We start from the raw sequence: 15,543 nt of genomic DNA, 5'->3' as shown, positions 1-15,543 counted from the left end.
GCCGGGTGAAGTTGATGTTCATAACAATTATTTGGTTTAGCAAGCCGATATCTCTTACGACTAAGAAAAGATACCTTGCTTATAAACGAAAATAAGAAATAATCGTAACAACAACGTTTATTTTTTATTATTTAACGTATCTCCCCTCCGAATGCACCTAACTTAAAAATATACCTGCAGGCGCAGCAATACAAATTAAATACTTGATTTAAAGATATTTAAATAAAAAACAGACGTAAAAAATAATATTTTACTTAATCGTTTACGTAAATAAAATAGGCAGAATATAAAAGTTTAAGCTTTCAAAAACTCAACTTTAACTTATAAAATCAAAGAAAATTTTTTAACCAAATCAATTTCTGGCCTTATGAGAAACCAAAGCGAAGCTTCAAAGGATAATCAAAATCCATTGCAAAATCTTGATCAATGGGAAGAGGATATATTGATCCGCTACCCTGATCCGAAAAACATCAATGCTGAAAAAAAAGAAGAGCAGTTTAGAAATTATGATGAAACAGAAAAGGATAGCGTAAAAGAATTTTACAGGCTTAACCATACCTATCAGACCTATGATTTCGTAAAACAGAAAAAAGCAGATTATTTAAAGTTCGACAAACAGGAGATGCCTATCTGGAGTGCATTTGATTTTCTGAACAAGTTAGTGGATGATTCTGACCCTGATACCGACCTGGACCAGATGCAGCACCTGTTGCAAACATCAGAAGCCATCAGAAACGACGGTCATCCCGATTGGATGGTATTGGTGGGTTTGATCCACGATATGGGTAAGGTGCTTTGCTTATTCGGAGAGCCGCAATGGGCGGTAGTGGGCGATACTTTTCCGGTAGGCTGTGCCTATTCAGATAAAATTGTTTATCCTGAATTTTTCAGCCAAAACCCCGATTTCAATAACGAAACCTATCAGACCAAATTGGGTGTTTATACCCAAAATTGCGGTTTGGATCATGTAGACATGTCGTGGGGACATGATGAGTATGTGTACCACATGATGAAGCCATACATTCCGGAGCCAGGATTATACATGCTGCGTTACCATTCTTTTTATTCGCAGCACCGGGAAAATGCATATGATCACCTGATGAGCGAAAAAGACCACGAAATGTTTAAATGGGTAAACCTGTTTAATCCCTACGATCTGTACTCTAAAAACCCCAATCAAAAAAGCTGGGCAGAGCTGCAGCCTTATTATAAAGCGCTTGTGGCCAAATATCTACCGGCTACCATTAAGTTTTAACATGCTATCTCAAAACCATATAACCAAATAAAACAAACCATTTATGAACCTAAATCTACAAAAATCATGAGATTTAAATGTACAAGCTTAAAGTATGGCAGCATCTTTTTGCTGCTTTTACTCATCAGCCAGTCGTTCAATACAGCCTTTGCGCAAACTGAACGAAAAATTACCGGAAACTTAATAGATACCGAAAATAAGCCCGTTATTGGCGCCTCCGTTTCGGTTAAGGGCACTAGCAAAGTAACGGTAACCGGCGATAATGGTGCTTTTAGCATCCCGGCCAAAAGCGGCGACAAACTGGTGTTTACTTTTATGGGTTACGAACCCAAAGAGATTACCATTGGGGCTGCTTCAAGCTATAAAGTAACCCTAAAAGAAGCTACAGCATCGTTAACAGATGTGGTTGTAGTGGGTTATGGAAAAAGCTCGCGCAAAACTTTATCAAGTGCAATCACATCGGTAAAACCTGAAGAACTGAATAAAGGTGCCATTGCAGATGTTGGACAATTGCTACAGGGTAAGGTAGCGGGGATGAATATTACGTCCAGTGGCGACCCGAACAAACCCGCGGCCGTTATATTACGTGGCGCCTCAACTGTGAATAGTCCCGGGGCTCCTTTTTATGTAATCGATGGTATACCTGGGGCAGATATTGCAGCAATTGCACCTGCCGATATTGAATCAATTGATGTACTGAAAGATGCCGCTGCAACAGCTATTTACGGTAACCGTGCGGCGAGCGGCGTAATCATGGTAACCACCAAACGGGGCAAATCGGGTAAACCGCAGTTAAACTATAGCGGTTATGCTGCAGCAGAAAAAGTAAGCAGCCAGCTTGATCTGATGAGTGCCGATCAGTTAAGGTCATTTCTGACAACGAATAAAGTAGCCTTTTCACCAAATGATGATAAAGGCGAAAATGTGAATTGGATGAAAGCCATTGAACGATCTACCGCTTTTTCGCAGAATCACAACCTTTCTTTTAGTGGTGGTGCTGAGCACAGCAACTATAGTGCAAGTTTGAACTACTTCACCAAAGAGGGTATTTTGGCCAAAAGTTCATTAGACCGCATTATCGGCCGCTTAAACGTTGATCAATACGCCTTTAACGATAAGGTAAAATTTAGCCTAAACCTATCCAATTCGAGCAGCAAATCGATTAATGAACCTTTGCAGAACATCGTTTTATTACAGGCAGCCAAACGTTTACCGGTTTCGCCCATCTATAATGCAGATGGAAGCTATTTTGAAAACCTGAATAATACCGGCTACTTTAATCCGATTGCAATATCAGATAATGCACAGGATGAAACCAAATACAATGTGTTGCTGGGAGGCTTTAATACAGAGGTAAAACTGCCATTCGGCTTTACCTATAATATCAATTTATATTACCAGAAAACAACCGCTTCACATGGTGAGTTTTATAGCAGTTACTTTGGAAAGTATCCAACGTCAAACTTTTATAACAACCCCGATCCTGGTATTGGCATCGCCCACACCCTTATTGGGGGCTTGTTTGGCACCAATGGCTCAGCCTTAAGAAGCAATTACGAAAACACCAATAAAACCCTGGAGACATTTTTAACCTGGGATAAAAAAATCGGTGATCATACCATAAATGCGGTATTGGGTTATACTTATCAGGATAATGTATATGGAGATGGTTTTCAAACTTCCAGCACTAATTTCCCTACCGATTACATTGGTTTCTCGAACTTATCCCTGGGTAATCCTTATGCGATCTCTTCTTACCGTATTAATTTAGGGAACGACCTTACTTATGGTAGAATACTCATGATTTCGGACTTTTTGCGGGTAAATTACAACTATAAAAACAAATATCTTTTTCAAGGATCTATCAGACGTGACGGAAGTTCAGTTTTCGGAAAAAACAACCAGTGGGGTTATTTTCCATCTGCTGGTTTAGCATGGAGAGTGAGTGAAGAGGAATTTATGAAGGGCCAGTCCGTCATCAGTGATTTAAAACTCCGTTTGAGCTATGGTGTAACCGGAAACTCTTCAGGTATCGGTGCTTACACCGGCCAGTTAATTTATGGCATTAGCGGCACATATTATAACAATGGCGTTCAGGCAGCCGCCTATGCACCAATTCAGGGATCGAATCCCGATCTGAAATGGGAAAGAACGGCAACAAAAAACATCGGACTCGATTTCGGTCTCTTCAATAATAAGGTTACCGGAAGTGTAGATGTGTACGATAAAAACACAACCGATATGCTTTTCAAATATAATGTACCTGCATCGCTTGTTCCGGGAGGGGCAATATGGGCTAACGGAGGAAGTATTAACAATAAAGGTATCGAAGTTAGCTTAACTACTTCTCCTGTTACAACCAAAAGCTTTTCCTGGTTAAGCACCATCAATATGGCTTACAACAAGAACAAAATTACCAGTTTACAGGGGCCTTACGCTAATGGCGATTCTGTCCGTTATTCAGATCCAGAAGGACCGGGCCAAACGAATGCTACCCTGCAGATCCTTAAGGTAGGTTATCCACTTGGTCAGTTTTTCTCGCTGAAATACGCAGGTAAAGATTCAAATGGCAACTCACTGTTTTATAAACGCGATGGTTCTACCACCACTACCCCAGGTATAGGTACCGATTATTTTTACCTGGGCAGTGCACAACCAAAAGTATTAATGGGCTGGAGCAACACCTTCAAATATAAGGATCTGGAGCTGAATATCTTTTTAAGGGGAACCTTCGGAAATAAGATATTTAATGCAACACGCGCCGATTTATCGTACACGGCGGGCGCAACGGTTAACAATATATTAAACAGTGCCGCCGATGATAAAATAACAGATACCAGAAACTCCTTCTATTCAGACCGGTATATCGAAAATGGTTCTTATGTGCGCTTAGATAATGCTACCCTGGGTTATAATTTTAAAAACCCTGTTAAATATGTAAACAATATCAGGCTTTATTTATCAACTAATAACTTGTTTACCATTACCGGTTATAAAGGTATCGACCCCGAAATTAACCAGGGAGGCGTTGCACCAGGTATAGATTATAATAATTTCTATCCCAAAACACGTACATTTTTATTAGGCCTAAACGCATCGTTTTAAAAATAAATTTCAAAAACATGAAAAAGATATTATTTGGAATATTGTGTGCACTAACCGGGACACTAATATTCACCTCTTGCCAAAAACTTGAGGTACCCATTACATCTGAGCTTACCCCAGAATCTTATCCGCAAACCGCTGCCCAGTTAACTTCGGCATCGGGGCCAGTATACATCAATCTAAGAAGCGATTATGCCACCACTTACTTCTTTTTACAGAGCAGCTCGACAGATGAGTCAGTCTTACCAATTTTTGCTTCTGATTGGATCGATGGCAATAAATACCTCGAACTACACCGTCATACCTGGAATAAAGACAATGCCTGGGTTGCTGCAGGCTGGGCATATTTAACCAATATTATTGGCACCGCCAACCAGACCATTTCGATTATCGGCCAATCGGCACCTGCCGGGGCACAAAAAAATACCAGTCTGGCGGAGTTAAAAACCATGCGTGCCCTCTCCTATTTTATGATGATGGACATGTATGGCAATGTACCTTTAGATACTTTATACGGCGTTACAGATTTAAAAACAAACACTCCACGCGCACAGGTATTCAACTATGTAGAAAGTGAGCTTAAAGCAGCAATACCTTATTTAAAATCGACCACCGGTATATCAACTTATGGTTTACCAACCAAATACCTGGCTTATTCGATATTGGCAAAAATGTACCTGAACGCCGCCGTATATACCGGAACAGCCCGTTACGATGATTGCATAGCGGCCTGCGACCAGATTATAAATTCAGGTTTATATAGTATAGAACCGATGTCTACTTATCTGCAGATGTTTTATCCAACCAATGGACCATCGCAAAAAGAGTTTATTTTTGCAATCCCCTTTGATGCATCGACCACTACGGGTAACATGTTTATGGCCCGTTACGATCTGAACCGGAATCTGGGCATACGCTACCAGTACTCTGGCTCAACAGCTGGCTCATTTACCAACCCGGTAATGAACCAAAGTAGTGGCGGCGGTTTAGCAAATAATAAACCGAGTGGACCAAGAATGACCACAACTGAGTTCTATGCAAATTTTACCGATGCTAACGATATCAGAAATAAACAATGGCTGGCCGGCCCACAGTACTGGCCAGATGGAAGCCCCATAATGGTGAGCACTACAAATTTAGGGTATGATCAGTTTTACACAGGTGGTACGCCTGCCGGCGCTTTAACTTATCAGCTGAACTTAAGCCCATTGAGCAGTTCACGTTTAGGTGCAAATGCTTACGATTTGGGCAAAGATGAAATTGCCTGGAACACCGGTTACCGCAACATTAAATTTATAGCGGATTATACCAATCCAACCAACCGGAACCAAAATAACGACATGCCCTTATTCCGCTATTCGGATATTATTTTAATGAAAGCAGAAGCCATATTCAGAGGTGGAAGCCCAACACTTGGTGCAACTGCATTAGGCCTGGTAAATAACGTAAGAAGCAACCGGACAACTTCGGCAGCATTAGGTGCATTAACTTTGGATGTACTTTACAACGAGCGTTCAAAAGAATTTGCCTGGGAAACCTGGCACCGCAACGATATGATCAGATTTGGGAAATTTGAGAATAGTTATGGTTTGTCTAAAACAAATACCGACACTTATCGCCGTATATTTCCAATTCCTAGCACAGCTATAGCAACAAACAATAAACTGGTTCAAAACCCTGGTTACAACTAACCTGCACTTTACCGGAAATTTCTCTGGCTTTTAAGCCGGAGAAATTTCTTTTCCAATCATGCTAAACACATGATCCATTAAAATCCTTCAAAAATCTTAAATTTATTGTCAGCAGGAAACCATTACTTCGTTGATTAACAAATAATCAAGCATTGCCGTCAAATAGATTACCGCGATAACATGCCCGATACTGAAACCATACAACAGAATATACACGCTCCAGAAAAGAAAAGGCTACTTTCGCTAGATGCGCTTCGCGGCTTTGATATGTTCTGGATCATTAGCGGTGAAGGCATCTTTCACGGGCTGGCAAGCGGTGTAATGAAGGAACATGCTTTAATCAGAGATCCCAGCGATTGGAAGATTGCAACCAAAAAGAGTCTATCATTTTTCGAGGAGTTATTGATTGGCATCAGCAATCAGCTGCACCACAGTACATGGAATGGTTTTACTTTCTACGATCTGATTTTTCCCCTCTTCATCTTCATATCGGGTGTTGCTATGCCTTTTTCGTATGAGAAACATTTAAGCACAAAACACGACAATCAAAATTCGGCAAAAAGCATTTATACCGCCCTGATCAGAAGAACTTTGATTTTAATTATACTTGGAATGGTGGTAAACGGTTTATTAAAATGGCAGGGCTACGAAGCGACCCGTTTTGCCAGTGTGCTCGGTCGTATCGCCCTATCTACTTTCTTTGCAGCCTTAATTTACCTTAATTTTTCACGAAACCAACAGATTATCTGGCTGGCAGGGATCTTGGTGGGTTACTATATTTTTATGATCATGATACCCGTACCGGGTTTCGGAAATGCGGTATTAACACCCGAAGGGAACCTCGCCGCCTATATCGACCGTTTGTGGTTACCCGGGAAACTTCATCGAAGCGTTTACGATCCCGAAGGATTACTCAGCACCATTCCTGCAATCGCAACAGCGCTACTGGGCGTATTTACAGGGTCATTTCTTCATTCAAAAAATAACCGCTTTACTCCGAATAAAAAAGTTATTTTACTCCTTACAGCAGGATTGGTGCTCATTTTTGCCGGATTATTCTGGAATATCTTTTTTCCGATCAATAAAAACATGTGGACGAGTTCTTTCGTACTGCTGACTGGCGGCTTTAGTGTTATTTTATTGGCGTTGTTCTATTACATTATTGACATTAGCGGTCATCAAAAATGGAGCACGCCCTTCATCTGGATAGGCACCAATTCTATTTTAATTTATGTTTGTGCGCATGGGCTTTTCAATTTCGAATCTACTTCGCAATTCCTCTTTGGTGGAATTATAACTAAACTACCTTTAATCTGGCAGCAGGCAGGATTATGGACTGGTGTATTGTTGATCCAGCTTGCGATATTGAAATTTCTTTATGATAGAAAATGGTTCTTAAAAATTTAACGAGCAATTTTCTATTAAAAACACCAGATTACCACTAGGCATTAATAAACGATAAAAGAACTTCCGTAATATTGATTTTTATATCCATTATTTCTATATGTTGCTAACTGATTTAAAAAAGATAACATCAAATTATAAAAAGAGACTATAATTGCTGTTCCTTTTAGCTGCAGCTAGCACTTATACCGATGTTACATATGCACAGCAGCAGCATTTAATTCCTTATGTTCAACCCTTTTCGGGTACTTCGGCAAGCACTACACTGGCAAGTCAGCACATCGAAGATAAAACAGAGCGTTTGGCCAATACCATCCCAGCGGTTGCGCCACCATTCAGCATGACCCAGTGGACTCCACAAACACAACTGACTGAAAAAAAATGCCTTGCCCCTTATTATTATAACAACAAAAAATTTTATGGCTTTAGGGCAACACACTGGATTAGCGGTTCATGTACGCAGGATTATGGAAGCTTTACCATAATGCCCATTTCTGGCCAGCTTAAAACCAAATCAGCTCATTATGCAGAAGATTATATACACGAAAACGAAGTTTCTACCCCTTCCTATTATAAGTTAAAATTACCTCAGCATCAATTGTTGACAGAAATTACAGCCAGTCTTAGAAGCGGTGTAATGCGAATCACCGCGCTAAAAACAGATAGCGTTTATATCCTGGTTACACCCAACAGCGATCAAAACAAGGGTTTTATTCAAATTGATGCAGAAAAAGGTGAAATTTCCGGTTATAATCCTGTTCACCGGATTTATCAGGGATGGGGAACACCTGCGGGCTTTAGTGGTTATTTCTTCATCCGTTTTAAAAAAGTCTTTACTTCAGCAGGGGTTTATAGCGAGGGCCATATTTTCAATCAGCAAAGTATCAGCAACAAAAAAGACATTGGTGCTTTTGCAGGCTTTAAACTGCAAAAGGGGGAGCAACTCATCGTGTATTCAGGCACATCATTTACCAGTATCGATGCAGCCAGGGCAAACCTGGAAAGTGAAATTAAACATGATACCTTCGATACGGTGTTGGCACGAACGAATCAGATTTGGGAAAAATCGTTATCACAGGTAAACATTACAGATACCAATGAAAAAGGAAAAAAAATCTTTTACACGGCCCTTTATCATGCCATGCAACATCCCAGGTTATACAATGATGTAGATGGGAAATATCCACAGTTTGATGGGAAATATCAGAACAAAACCATAAATAAAGGCGATTATTATGATGATTTTTCGATGTGGGATATTTACCGCGCACAACTGCCCTTAGTTGAACTACTGAAACCCGATTTAGCGAATAGCTTTGTTCAATCAATGATCTTAAAAGGCCAGCAAGGTGGCTGGATGCCGATTTTCCCCTGCTGGAACAATTATACTGCCGCCATGATTGGCGATCACGCTACCGCCTTTATCGCCTCGGCTTACAATAAAGGCATCCGTAATTACGATATTAATGAAGCCTACCGGCTGATGCGACAGAATGCCTTTCAAATGCCCGATTCGGTTGATTATTTGAATGGAAAAGGCAGGCGTGGCATTAACAGTTACTTAAAATACGGCTATATCCCAATGGAAGACAGTATCCCTGATGCTTTTCATAAAAGGGAACAGGTGAGCCGGACTTTAGAATATGCTTATGATGATTATGCCCTTGCCAGCATAGCTAAAGATTTGGGCAAAGAAGCCGATTACCGGCAACTGTTGAAACGATCATTTAACTACCGGAACGTTTTTGATCCAAAGGTGGGAATGGTTCGGGGGCGTTTTTCTAATGGAAACTGGTATAATCCTTTTTATCCCGATCACCGTGAGCCCTATATTACGGAAGGAACCCCAAGACAGTATACTTTTTACGTACCTCATGATATGCCCGGATTGATTAAATTAATGGGCGGAAGCAAAAAACTCGAAAATGAACTGGATGCTCTTTTCGACAAGAAGGAATACTGGCATGGGAACGAACCTGGTCACCAGATCCCCTTTTTATATAATTATACCGCTTCACCCTGGAAAACCCAGCTGCAGGTATCGCGCATTCTGGCAGAAGAGTATGGTGAAGGTGCTGGTGGTTTAAGTGGTAACGACGATGCCGGACAGATGTCGGCATGGTATGTTTTTGCAGCACTCGGCTTTTATCCGGTAGATCCCGTTTCAGGCAATTATCAACTCACCAGCCCCCTGTTTAAGCAAACCATCATTTCATTTAATAACGGCAAAAAATTAACCATTATAGCCATTAAAAAGAGTAAAAAATCTATTTATAGCTCAAAAATCACTTTAAATGGAAAGACTTTTACCAAAAACCAGATTACACATCAATCGCTGGTTCAGGGCGGCAAATTGGTCTTTTATCTGGAAGATCAACCGGCCATGCTTCGAATCCTGAAAAACCAGTCTAAACAGCAGTAAGCCTAAATGAATATCTACGCAGTTAATTTCTAAATAAAATCAAGGTCATGAGTAGCGCACTTAGTACCAGGATAAAAAGTATCATCCTTTTAGGGAAGATGCTTTCAGGCACCTCATTCTCGGTTTTATCTGATGTATTTAAAGTTTTCTTTTCCACCTTCATTGTTATCATGGTATAGGTGTTGATTTGACTATATCTATGCCAAAAAGATTAACAGCAGAAAAATTTTATCTTTATTCTTGAGGATACCGCCCAGCAGTATGTTAACCACATACTCACCATCAATTTCATTGATATAAAGGTTAGCGGCCCTCCATAAAACACACAAGCAACTACCAGATTGGGCAATTGCTTGCAGAACTGCATTTGAGGTGGAAAATGCCAAAAATGATTATCTTAGTAAAGAAGACTAAAGAGCTGCTATCTGTGCTGAAGGATAAATCTGATTGATTTAAATGCTTAAATACATGACGCTTTAACACTCAAATAAATTAATATGCGATCAACTACCCTTTTTCGAGCTAAAAACAGACTTACTTTCTCCCTTGTCTTTTTGAATATGATATTGATCTGCCAAAGTTCCTACGCTCAGCTAAATCATGTTACAGACTCTGTTCGTATAAAAAATAGCTTTTGGAATTCAAAGCCAGTCAGGGTTTCTGTTGTTCCCGCCCTATTGCTGGCAGGAAGTGCAGCCACATGGGGAATAAGAAAAGATGTACGCAGTTTTCGCAACCGCTACCTGCCGACCTTCCGATACCATTATGACGACTATTTGCAGTATGCCCCTGTGGTAACCGTATTAGGGTTGAATGCTGCAGGAGTGAAAGGAAAGCATAAAATGGGTAGAGCACTTGTTTCCTATGCTTTCTCCGCAGTAATTATGGCTTCGGTAGTGAATACAGTAAAATATACTGCAAAAGTTGAGCGGCCTGATGGAAGTTCAAAAAATTCATATCCATCAGGGCACACGGCCAATTCTTTTATGAATGCTACATTTCTGCATAAGGAATATGGCCAGTACCGTTCTCCGCTGTATAGTGTAGGTGCCTACACCGCTGCTACGGCTACTGCAGTGGGCAGGGAATTGAACAACCGTCATTGGATCTCCGATGTGCTGGCGGGTGCCGGAATTGGCATCCTATCAACAGAACTTGGGTATATTGTTGCAGATAAAATTTTTAAAGAAAACGGCACACATATCAAGTTAACGAATAATCATGTCCCTGTACGTCTTAAACCTAGTTTCATCGAGCTTAAATTAGGCTATGCTCAAGCTTTGAGTAAAGACCTTACCGCACGATCTGAAGATCTTTTTGCAAGAGGTGGTTTTAATTTTGGTATAGATGGTGCCTGGTTTTTTAGCCAGAATTTCGGGATTGGCGGAGAGTTCGCTTTTTCAAGTTTCCCAATAAACGACGACAACCTCAAATTCAACGACATAGATATCCCAACCGTTAGCGAAGGGCATTATACCCAGCCAATGGGCATCCGTTATATTCATGCAGGTCCGTATTTTAATATTCCGCTCGCCAGAAACTGGTTTATAACCGGAAAACTAGGTGCCGGAACAGCTGTAGGCGCACAAGGTGAAATCATCCTGAACCTACGGGAAGATTTCCAGGGGCTTTTCGGTACAGTAGAATTACCTTATTTCAGATACAAACCCGAAAGTTCTTTCAGCTGGTCAGCAGGTGCAGGGATCCAGAAACAGATCAAAAGAAATATTGGGATCAAAGCCTATGTTAATTATTTTAATTCAGATAACGACTTCAAACTTGATATAATAGAAGAGATCGACCAGGATGGTACTTATCGTTTCAAAGACTATGGGATGGAAAAAGTTAAATTTGACAACCTAGCCTTTGGATTGAGTCTCACCGCTTATCTCTGGTAATCAAGTCATTCATTAATCTGTATCTATGGAGACCTTCACCCACATCAAAACTGTTCTCGGTATTATTCTGGGGCTAAGCATCACGCACTCATTAAAAGGTGTAGTTAAAATCATTGAGCACCCAGATCGGCTAAAACCATACATCACACACTTGTTGTGGGCTTTTTATATGTTTTTAAGTACGGTGTACTTTTGGTGGTTTGAGGTTCACTTAACCGAAATAAAACATTGGGATTTTCTAAAATACCTGTTTTTGGTGATTTATGTGATCACTTACTACACCTTAGCTGCTTTGCTGTTTCCAGAAGATATGAGGGATTACAAAGATTATAAAACCTATTTTTTGTCGCGGAAAAAGTGGTTTTATTCTATCCTGGCTGTACTCTTTTTATTTGATGCTGTAGATACTTATTTAAAAGGCCCTGGTTATCATACAGAAATGTTAAAAGTTTATCCCATCAGAGAGTTTATTCACATTATTGCTTGCCTTAACGCTGCAAGAACAAACAATAAATGGGTGCATCTGATTACCGTATCAGCATTTATTATATTTCAGTGTTACTGGATACTAAATTACTATATGAATGGTTAAATAAACGTTGCTTTACATGTTAGAAAAAACACACTTCGCCATTTTTTACTTAAAAACAAATCCCCCACTAAACGCTTAACAAATAAACAACAAGCTGCTAACCTTAAGGAAACATAGATGGGCTAAATTAGAAATGCGTTTGTATGCTCTAAGCAGAAAACAGGTAAATAACATGTTTCAATAAAACAGCAAGCTATGAAACCGCAGGCCCGAACGATCCCCGGAAAACTTGTAGATTTTGATTACAACAGGTACCGGCTGCCAACCTTTGTCATGCAATTTAAACCCTCCGTTTATCAGGATGGCGATTGCTATTATGCGGTATTATCCTTTGAAGAGGAACACGATGTTTCAGGCCTTGGTACTTCTCCCGAAGATGCATTGATAGACTGGAATGATAAAGTATGCGAAATGCTTGCCTTATCTGCCCCCTTACGTACATCGTTAAATGCCAAAAACAAATAAATTACCTATAACCAAATTGACTACTTGACCTTTTGTACTTTAGCCTTTTAAAAAATGCTGCCCTAAAATAAGGCAGCTTAAGCTGGTTATAAATTAAAACTTAATATTTTTCATCCAAAAGATACAATCCAAATTCTGCAAGCGAAGGGTTCAATCTTGACGATAAAATCTTAAACCTTACTTTCTTTGTGGTAACTTCATTAAATTTTAATAAGCGCTTATAACCTACAGTGCTTGCTGAAGTGAAATTTATCCATTCTTTACCATCAAAATATTCTGCTTCAAATTTCTCTATGCGTTGTCCGATGGCAATATTTTCCTGTAACGACAATACATTAAAGGTTACAGCTTTAGCCCAGTTTAATTCGATTGTTGTTGTGGTATCTTTGCCCGGTGTGGTAAAGTAAGTATTCAATTTCCCGTCAAATAAAGTCTTTATGTTTTTACCGGATGTAGCACTAACCGTTGCTGTTTTGGCGATATTATTCGAGAATGTGCTCCTCATTTTTTGTCCAAAGGCAGCTAAATTTTTAACATCACTATCCGCAATTAAACCTTTTGTATTGGGTGGAATATTTAAAAGTAAAACCCCGTTTCTACCTACTGATGTAAAATAGATATCCATTAACTTCTTAGGTGTTTTTACTTTAGCATCTTCATTGGTGTGGTAAAACCATCCCGGACGAATACTTACATCTGTTTCGGCCGGATACCAGACTAAACCTGTTGCATTGATCAATTTACTTCTGCTGCCACGGTCCTGGTCTTTGTATGAACCTGATAAGGTTGGGATTACATTTACCTCCTTCTGTGATAATGCTGCGATTTTCTCCTGGCTCTGTTCAGCCATAGGCAGAACACTCCATTCTGTTTCGCGACCAACACCTGTTTCTGTACCTACCCAGCGTACATCAGGTCCCTGTACAGCGATAACCGCCTGGGGCTGCAGTTTTCTAATTAGCGTATACCAGGTATTAAAATCGTAAACCTGTTTTTTGCCATTGGGTCCTTCTCCGTTTGCTCCGTCAAACCAAACCTCATCTACCTTACCGTATTGGGTTAGCAGTTCGGTTAATTGGTTTACGAAATAAGTATTGTAAGCATCTGATCCATAAGATGGGTTATTACGATCCCAGGGTGATAAATAAACACCAAAACCGATATTATATTTCCTGCAGGCATCTGCAACTTCTTTTACGACATCTCCTTTGCCATTTTTGTATGCAGTATTTTTTATACTATGCTCCGTAAATTTACTTGGCCATAAGCAAAAACCATCATGGTGTTTAGCAGTGATTATGGCCTGTTTAAAACCAGCCGCTTTAATGGCTTTAACCCATTGTTCGGCATCGAGCAGCTCGGGATTGAATTTAGATATATCTTCTTTACCATCGCCCCATTCACGATCGGTAAAAGTGTTGATCCCAAAATGAAAAAAGGCAGTTAGCTCTAATGTTTGCCAGCGCAGCTGCCTGGGTGATGGCACAACATTGGCCGCCTTAGCTATTATAGTACTTTGATTATCTGCTTTGGAAATACTTACAATGCTTTTTTGTTGCCCATAAGCATGAGCAGTTAACAATAAGGATAATACAATTAGTGTTCTCTTCATTTGTTTATTTAATCGTTTGTGTGTTAAGTTTTGTTTTTTGATAAAGTATTGATCTACAGATAAAAAAAGGCCCTCCCTAAGAAGGGCCCCAATTTAACTAAACCAACTAACCTAAAAAGGCTAATTAAGGATTTTAATAAGCGCCAATTTCTGCAATCTGGGCAAACTGGTTGGTATCGTACATTTCCAGCACATTAAACTTGAAATACCGTGCATTAACCGTACTGCTAAAATTAAGCTTCTGCCTCGCACTGCTTTTGTCAAATGAATAGGTGCCCTGGTCTTTCCATATTGAATTATCTGTACTAACCGCTATATTTATTTTTTTTGCACTCGCACCACTTCGTGGAATAAACCAAACCCCATGCATCACCTGGGTGGCAGACATATCAATAGTGACCGAATGCGGTAGTACAGGCTGTGCGTTCTGCCATTGTGAATGCCAGAATGTAGCATTGTTATTGTCGAGTACAAAAACAGCCCTGCCATTGTTAGGCCCCTCACCGCTGGACTCCTGCGAATCGAAATCGGTTATTGTCCAGCCCGCCCGGCTAAATGGAGGAGTTGGATCTTTCTCAACATGAAAATAAGCGGTCTTCATATTGTTATTTACTTCATACCCTGTATTACCCATAATGCTAACAGGTAACAGATACCCCGTTTGACTAATATCAAATAAAGATGGATAAACTGCAATTTTAAACAGCACTGTAGTCTGCCCCGCTTTAATGGTTGCATTTGTTGCTGGTATTTTATAATAAGCAGAAGGCATCAATGCATACTGTTTATTATTTTTATTGGCCAGGTATGTATTGAAAGCATTCTGATCTAGACCTATCGTCACGCTCATATCGCTACCTGAAGGGTTGCCGATATTGGCCGATACTGAAATCGTATCTGTGGTTTTTGACAGATCGAGATTGAGTAGCGCTGCATCAAAATAGTTTAAGCCACTACTGGCCAGATTAAAAAATTTCGTAGCAGGGTAAGCCATTACCAGCGAATTGCCATTAGGAGCCGCCTCGTAATCCTTTTTTTTGCAAGCGCTAAATATGATGACTGTAATACACGTTAATAAGAATATCTTTTTCATTTCTTT

11 protein-coding genes are annotated in these 15,543 nt (G+C 40.0%); 8 read left to right on the top strand and 3 right to left on the bottom strand.

The genetic code is table 11. The annotated features are described in order from the left end of the window. The first annotated feature begins 367 nt into the window (after positions 1-367). The 5 genes from AC07YT_RS14910 to AC07YT_RS14890 all read left to right on the top strand — a co-directional run bounded on the left by AC07YT_RS14910 (position 368) and on the right by AC07YT_RS14890 (position 9,877). A complete protein-coding gene (locus tag AC07YT_RS14910) occupies positions 368-1,255 on the top strand; it encodes an inositol oxygenase family protein (protein WP_086545807.1) in 888 nt (295 codons plus the stop codon). A gap of 66 nt (positions 1,256-1,321) precedes the next feature. Continuing rightward, a complete protein-coding gene (locus AC07YT_RS14905; RefSeq protein WP_086545806.1) occupies positions 1,322-4,360 on the top strand; it encodes a SusC/RagA family TonB-linked outer membrane protein in 3,039 nt (1,012 codons plus the stop codon). A gap of 17 nt (positions 4,361-4,377) precedes the next feature. After that, positions 4,378-6,051, top strand: a complete 1,674-nt coding sequence (locus tag AC07YT_RS14900; RefSeq protein ID WP_086545805.1) for a RagB/SusD family nutrient uptake outer membrane protein — start codon at positions 4,378-4,380, stop codon at positions 6,049-6,051. A 180-nt stretch (positions 6,052-6,231) separates the two neighbouring features. Continuing rightward, positions 6,232-7,458 carry an acyltransferase family protein gene (locus tag AC07YT_RS14895; RefSeq protein ID WP_086545804.1) on the top strand — a complete coding sequence of 409 codons (1,227 nt, stop codon included), beginning with the start codon at positions 6,232-6,234 and terminating at the stop codon, positions 7,456-7,458. Positions 7,459-7,609: 151 nt separating this feature from the next. Further along, positions 7,610-9,877: a GH92 family glycosyl hydrolase gene (locus AC07YT_RS14890; protein ID WP_086545803.1), complete on the top strand. Its 2,268-nt coding sequence runs from the start codon at positions 7,610-7,612 to the stop codon at positions 9,875-9,877. A gap of 22 nt (positions 9,878-9,899) precedes the next feature. Here the strand turns inward: AC07YT_RS14890 and AC07YT_RS14885 are convergent, their stop codons facing one another. After that, complete coding sequence (locus AC07YT_RS14885) at positions 9,900-10,049, bottom strand: hypothetical protein (RefSeq protein WP_494945387.1); 150 nt, start codon at positions 10,047-10,049, stop codon at positions 9,900-9,902. A gap of 604 nt (positions 10,050-10,653) precedes the next feature. On the opposite strand from AC07YT_RS14885, the gene AC07YT_RS14880 reads away from it, so the two are divergent. The 3 genes from AC07YT_RS14880 (at position 10,654) to AC07YT_RS14870 (ending at position 12,832) form a co-directional block, all read left to right on the top strand. Beyond that, on the top strand, positions 10,654-11,775 hold the full coding sequence (locus AC07YT_RS14880) for a phosphatase PAP2 family protein (RefSeq protein WP_494945386.1): 1,122 nt from the start codon (positions 10,654-10,656) through the stop codon (positions 11,773-11,775). Positions 11,776-11,800: 25 nt separating this feature from the next. Continuing rightward, on the top strand, positions 11,801-12,367 hold the full coding sequence (locus tag AC07YT_RS14875) for a hypothetical protein (protein WP_145954218.1): 567 nt from the start codon (positions 11,801-11,803) through the stop codon (positions 12,365-12,367). A 195-nt stretch (positions 12,368-12,562) separates the two neighbouring features. Continuing rightward, the gene (locus AC07YT_RS14870) at positions 12,563-12,832 is read left to right on the top strand and encodes a hypothetical protein (RefSeq protein WP_086545799.1); all 270 of its coding nucleotides are present in this window, start codon (positions 12,563-12,565) and stop codon (positions 12,830-12,832) included. 100 nt (positions 12,833-12,932) lie between these two features. Here AC07YT_RS14870 and AC07YT_RS14865 read toward each other — a convergent pair whose 3' ends face one another. Together AC07YT_RS14865 and AC07YT_RS14860 are read right to left on the bottom strand one after the other, a co-directional pair. Beyond that, complete coding sequence (locus tag AC07YT_RS14865; RefSeq protein ID WP_086545798.1) at positions 12,933-14,444, bottom strand: alpha-L-fucosidase; 1,512 nt, start codon at positions 14,442-14,444, stop codon at positions 12,933-12,935. A 133-nt stretch (positions 14,445-14,577) separates the two neighbouring features. Beyond that, entirely contained in the window at positions 14,578-15,537 is a 960-nt protein-coding gene (locus AC07YT_RS14860) for a BT_3987 domain-containing protein (protein WP_086545797.1), read from the bottom strand. Positions 15,538-15,543 lie beyond the last annotated feature (6 nt).

It is taken from the genome of Pedobacter sp. GW460-11-11-14-TSB4, assembly GCF_059423705.1.
This window is presented reverse-complemented; position numbering and strand designations above follow the sequence as displayed.

Bases quoted from the DNA above. Each gene is read 5' to 3' on its own strand.
- AC07YT_RS14910 (WP_086545807.1), top strand. From the start codon at position 368: ATGAGAAACCAAAGCGAAGCTTCAAAGGATAATCAAAATCCATTGCAA.
- AC07YT_RS14905 (WP_086545806.1), top strand. From the start codon at position 1,322: ATGAGATTTAAATGTACAAGCTTAAAGTATGGCAGCATCTTTTTGCTG.
- AC07YT_RS14900 (WP_086545805.1), top strand. From the start codon at position 4,378: ATGAAAAAGATATTATTTGGAATATTGTGTGCACTAACCGGGACACTA.
- AC07YT_RS14895 (WP_086545804.1), top strand. From the start codon at position 6,232: ATGCCCGATACTGAAACCATACAACAGAATATACACGCTCCAGAAAAG.
- AC07YT_RS14885 (WP_494945387.1), bottom strand. From the start codon at position 10,049: ATGATAACAATGAAGGTGGAAAAGAAAACTTTAAATACATCAGATAAA.
- AC07YT_RS14875 (WP_145954218.1), top strand. From the start codon at position 11,801: ATGGAGACCTTCACCCACATCAAAACTGTTCTCGGTATTATTCTGGGG.
- AC07YT_RS14870 (WP_086545799.1), top strand. From the start codon at position 12,563: ATGAAACCGCAGGCCCGAACGATCCCCGGAAAACTTGTAGATTTTGAT.
- AC07YT_RS14865 (WP_086545798.1), bottom strand. From the start codon at position 14,444: ATGAAGAGAACACTAATTGTATTATCCTTATTGTTAACTGCTCATGCT.
- AC07YT_RS14860 (WP_086545797.1), bottom strand. From the start codon at position 15,537: ATGAAAAAGATATTCTTATTAACGTGTATTACAGTCATCATATTTAGC.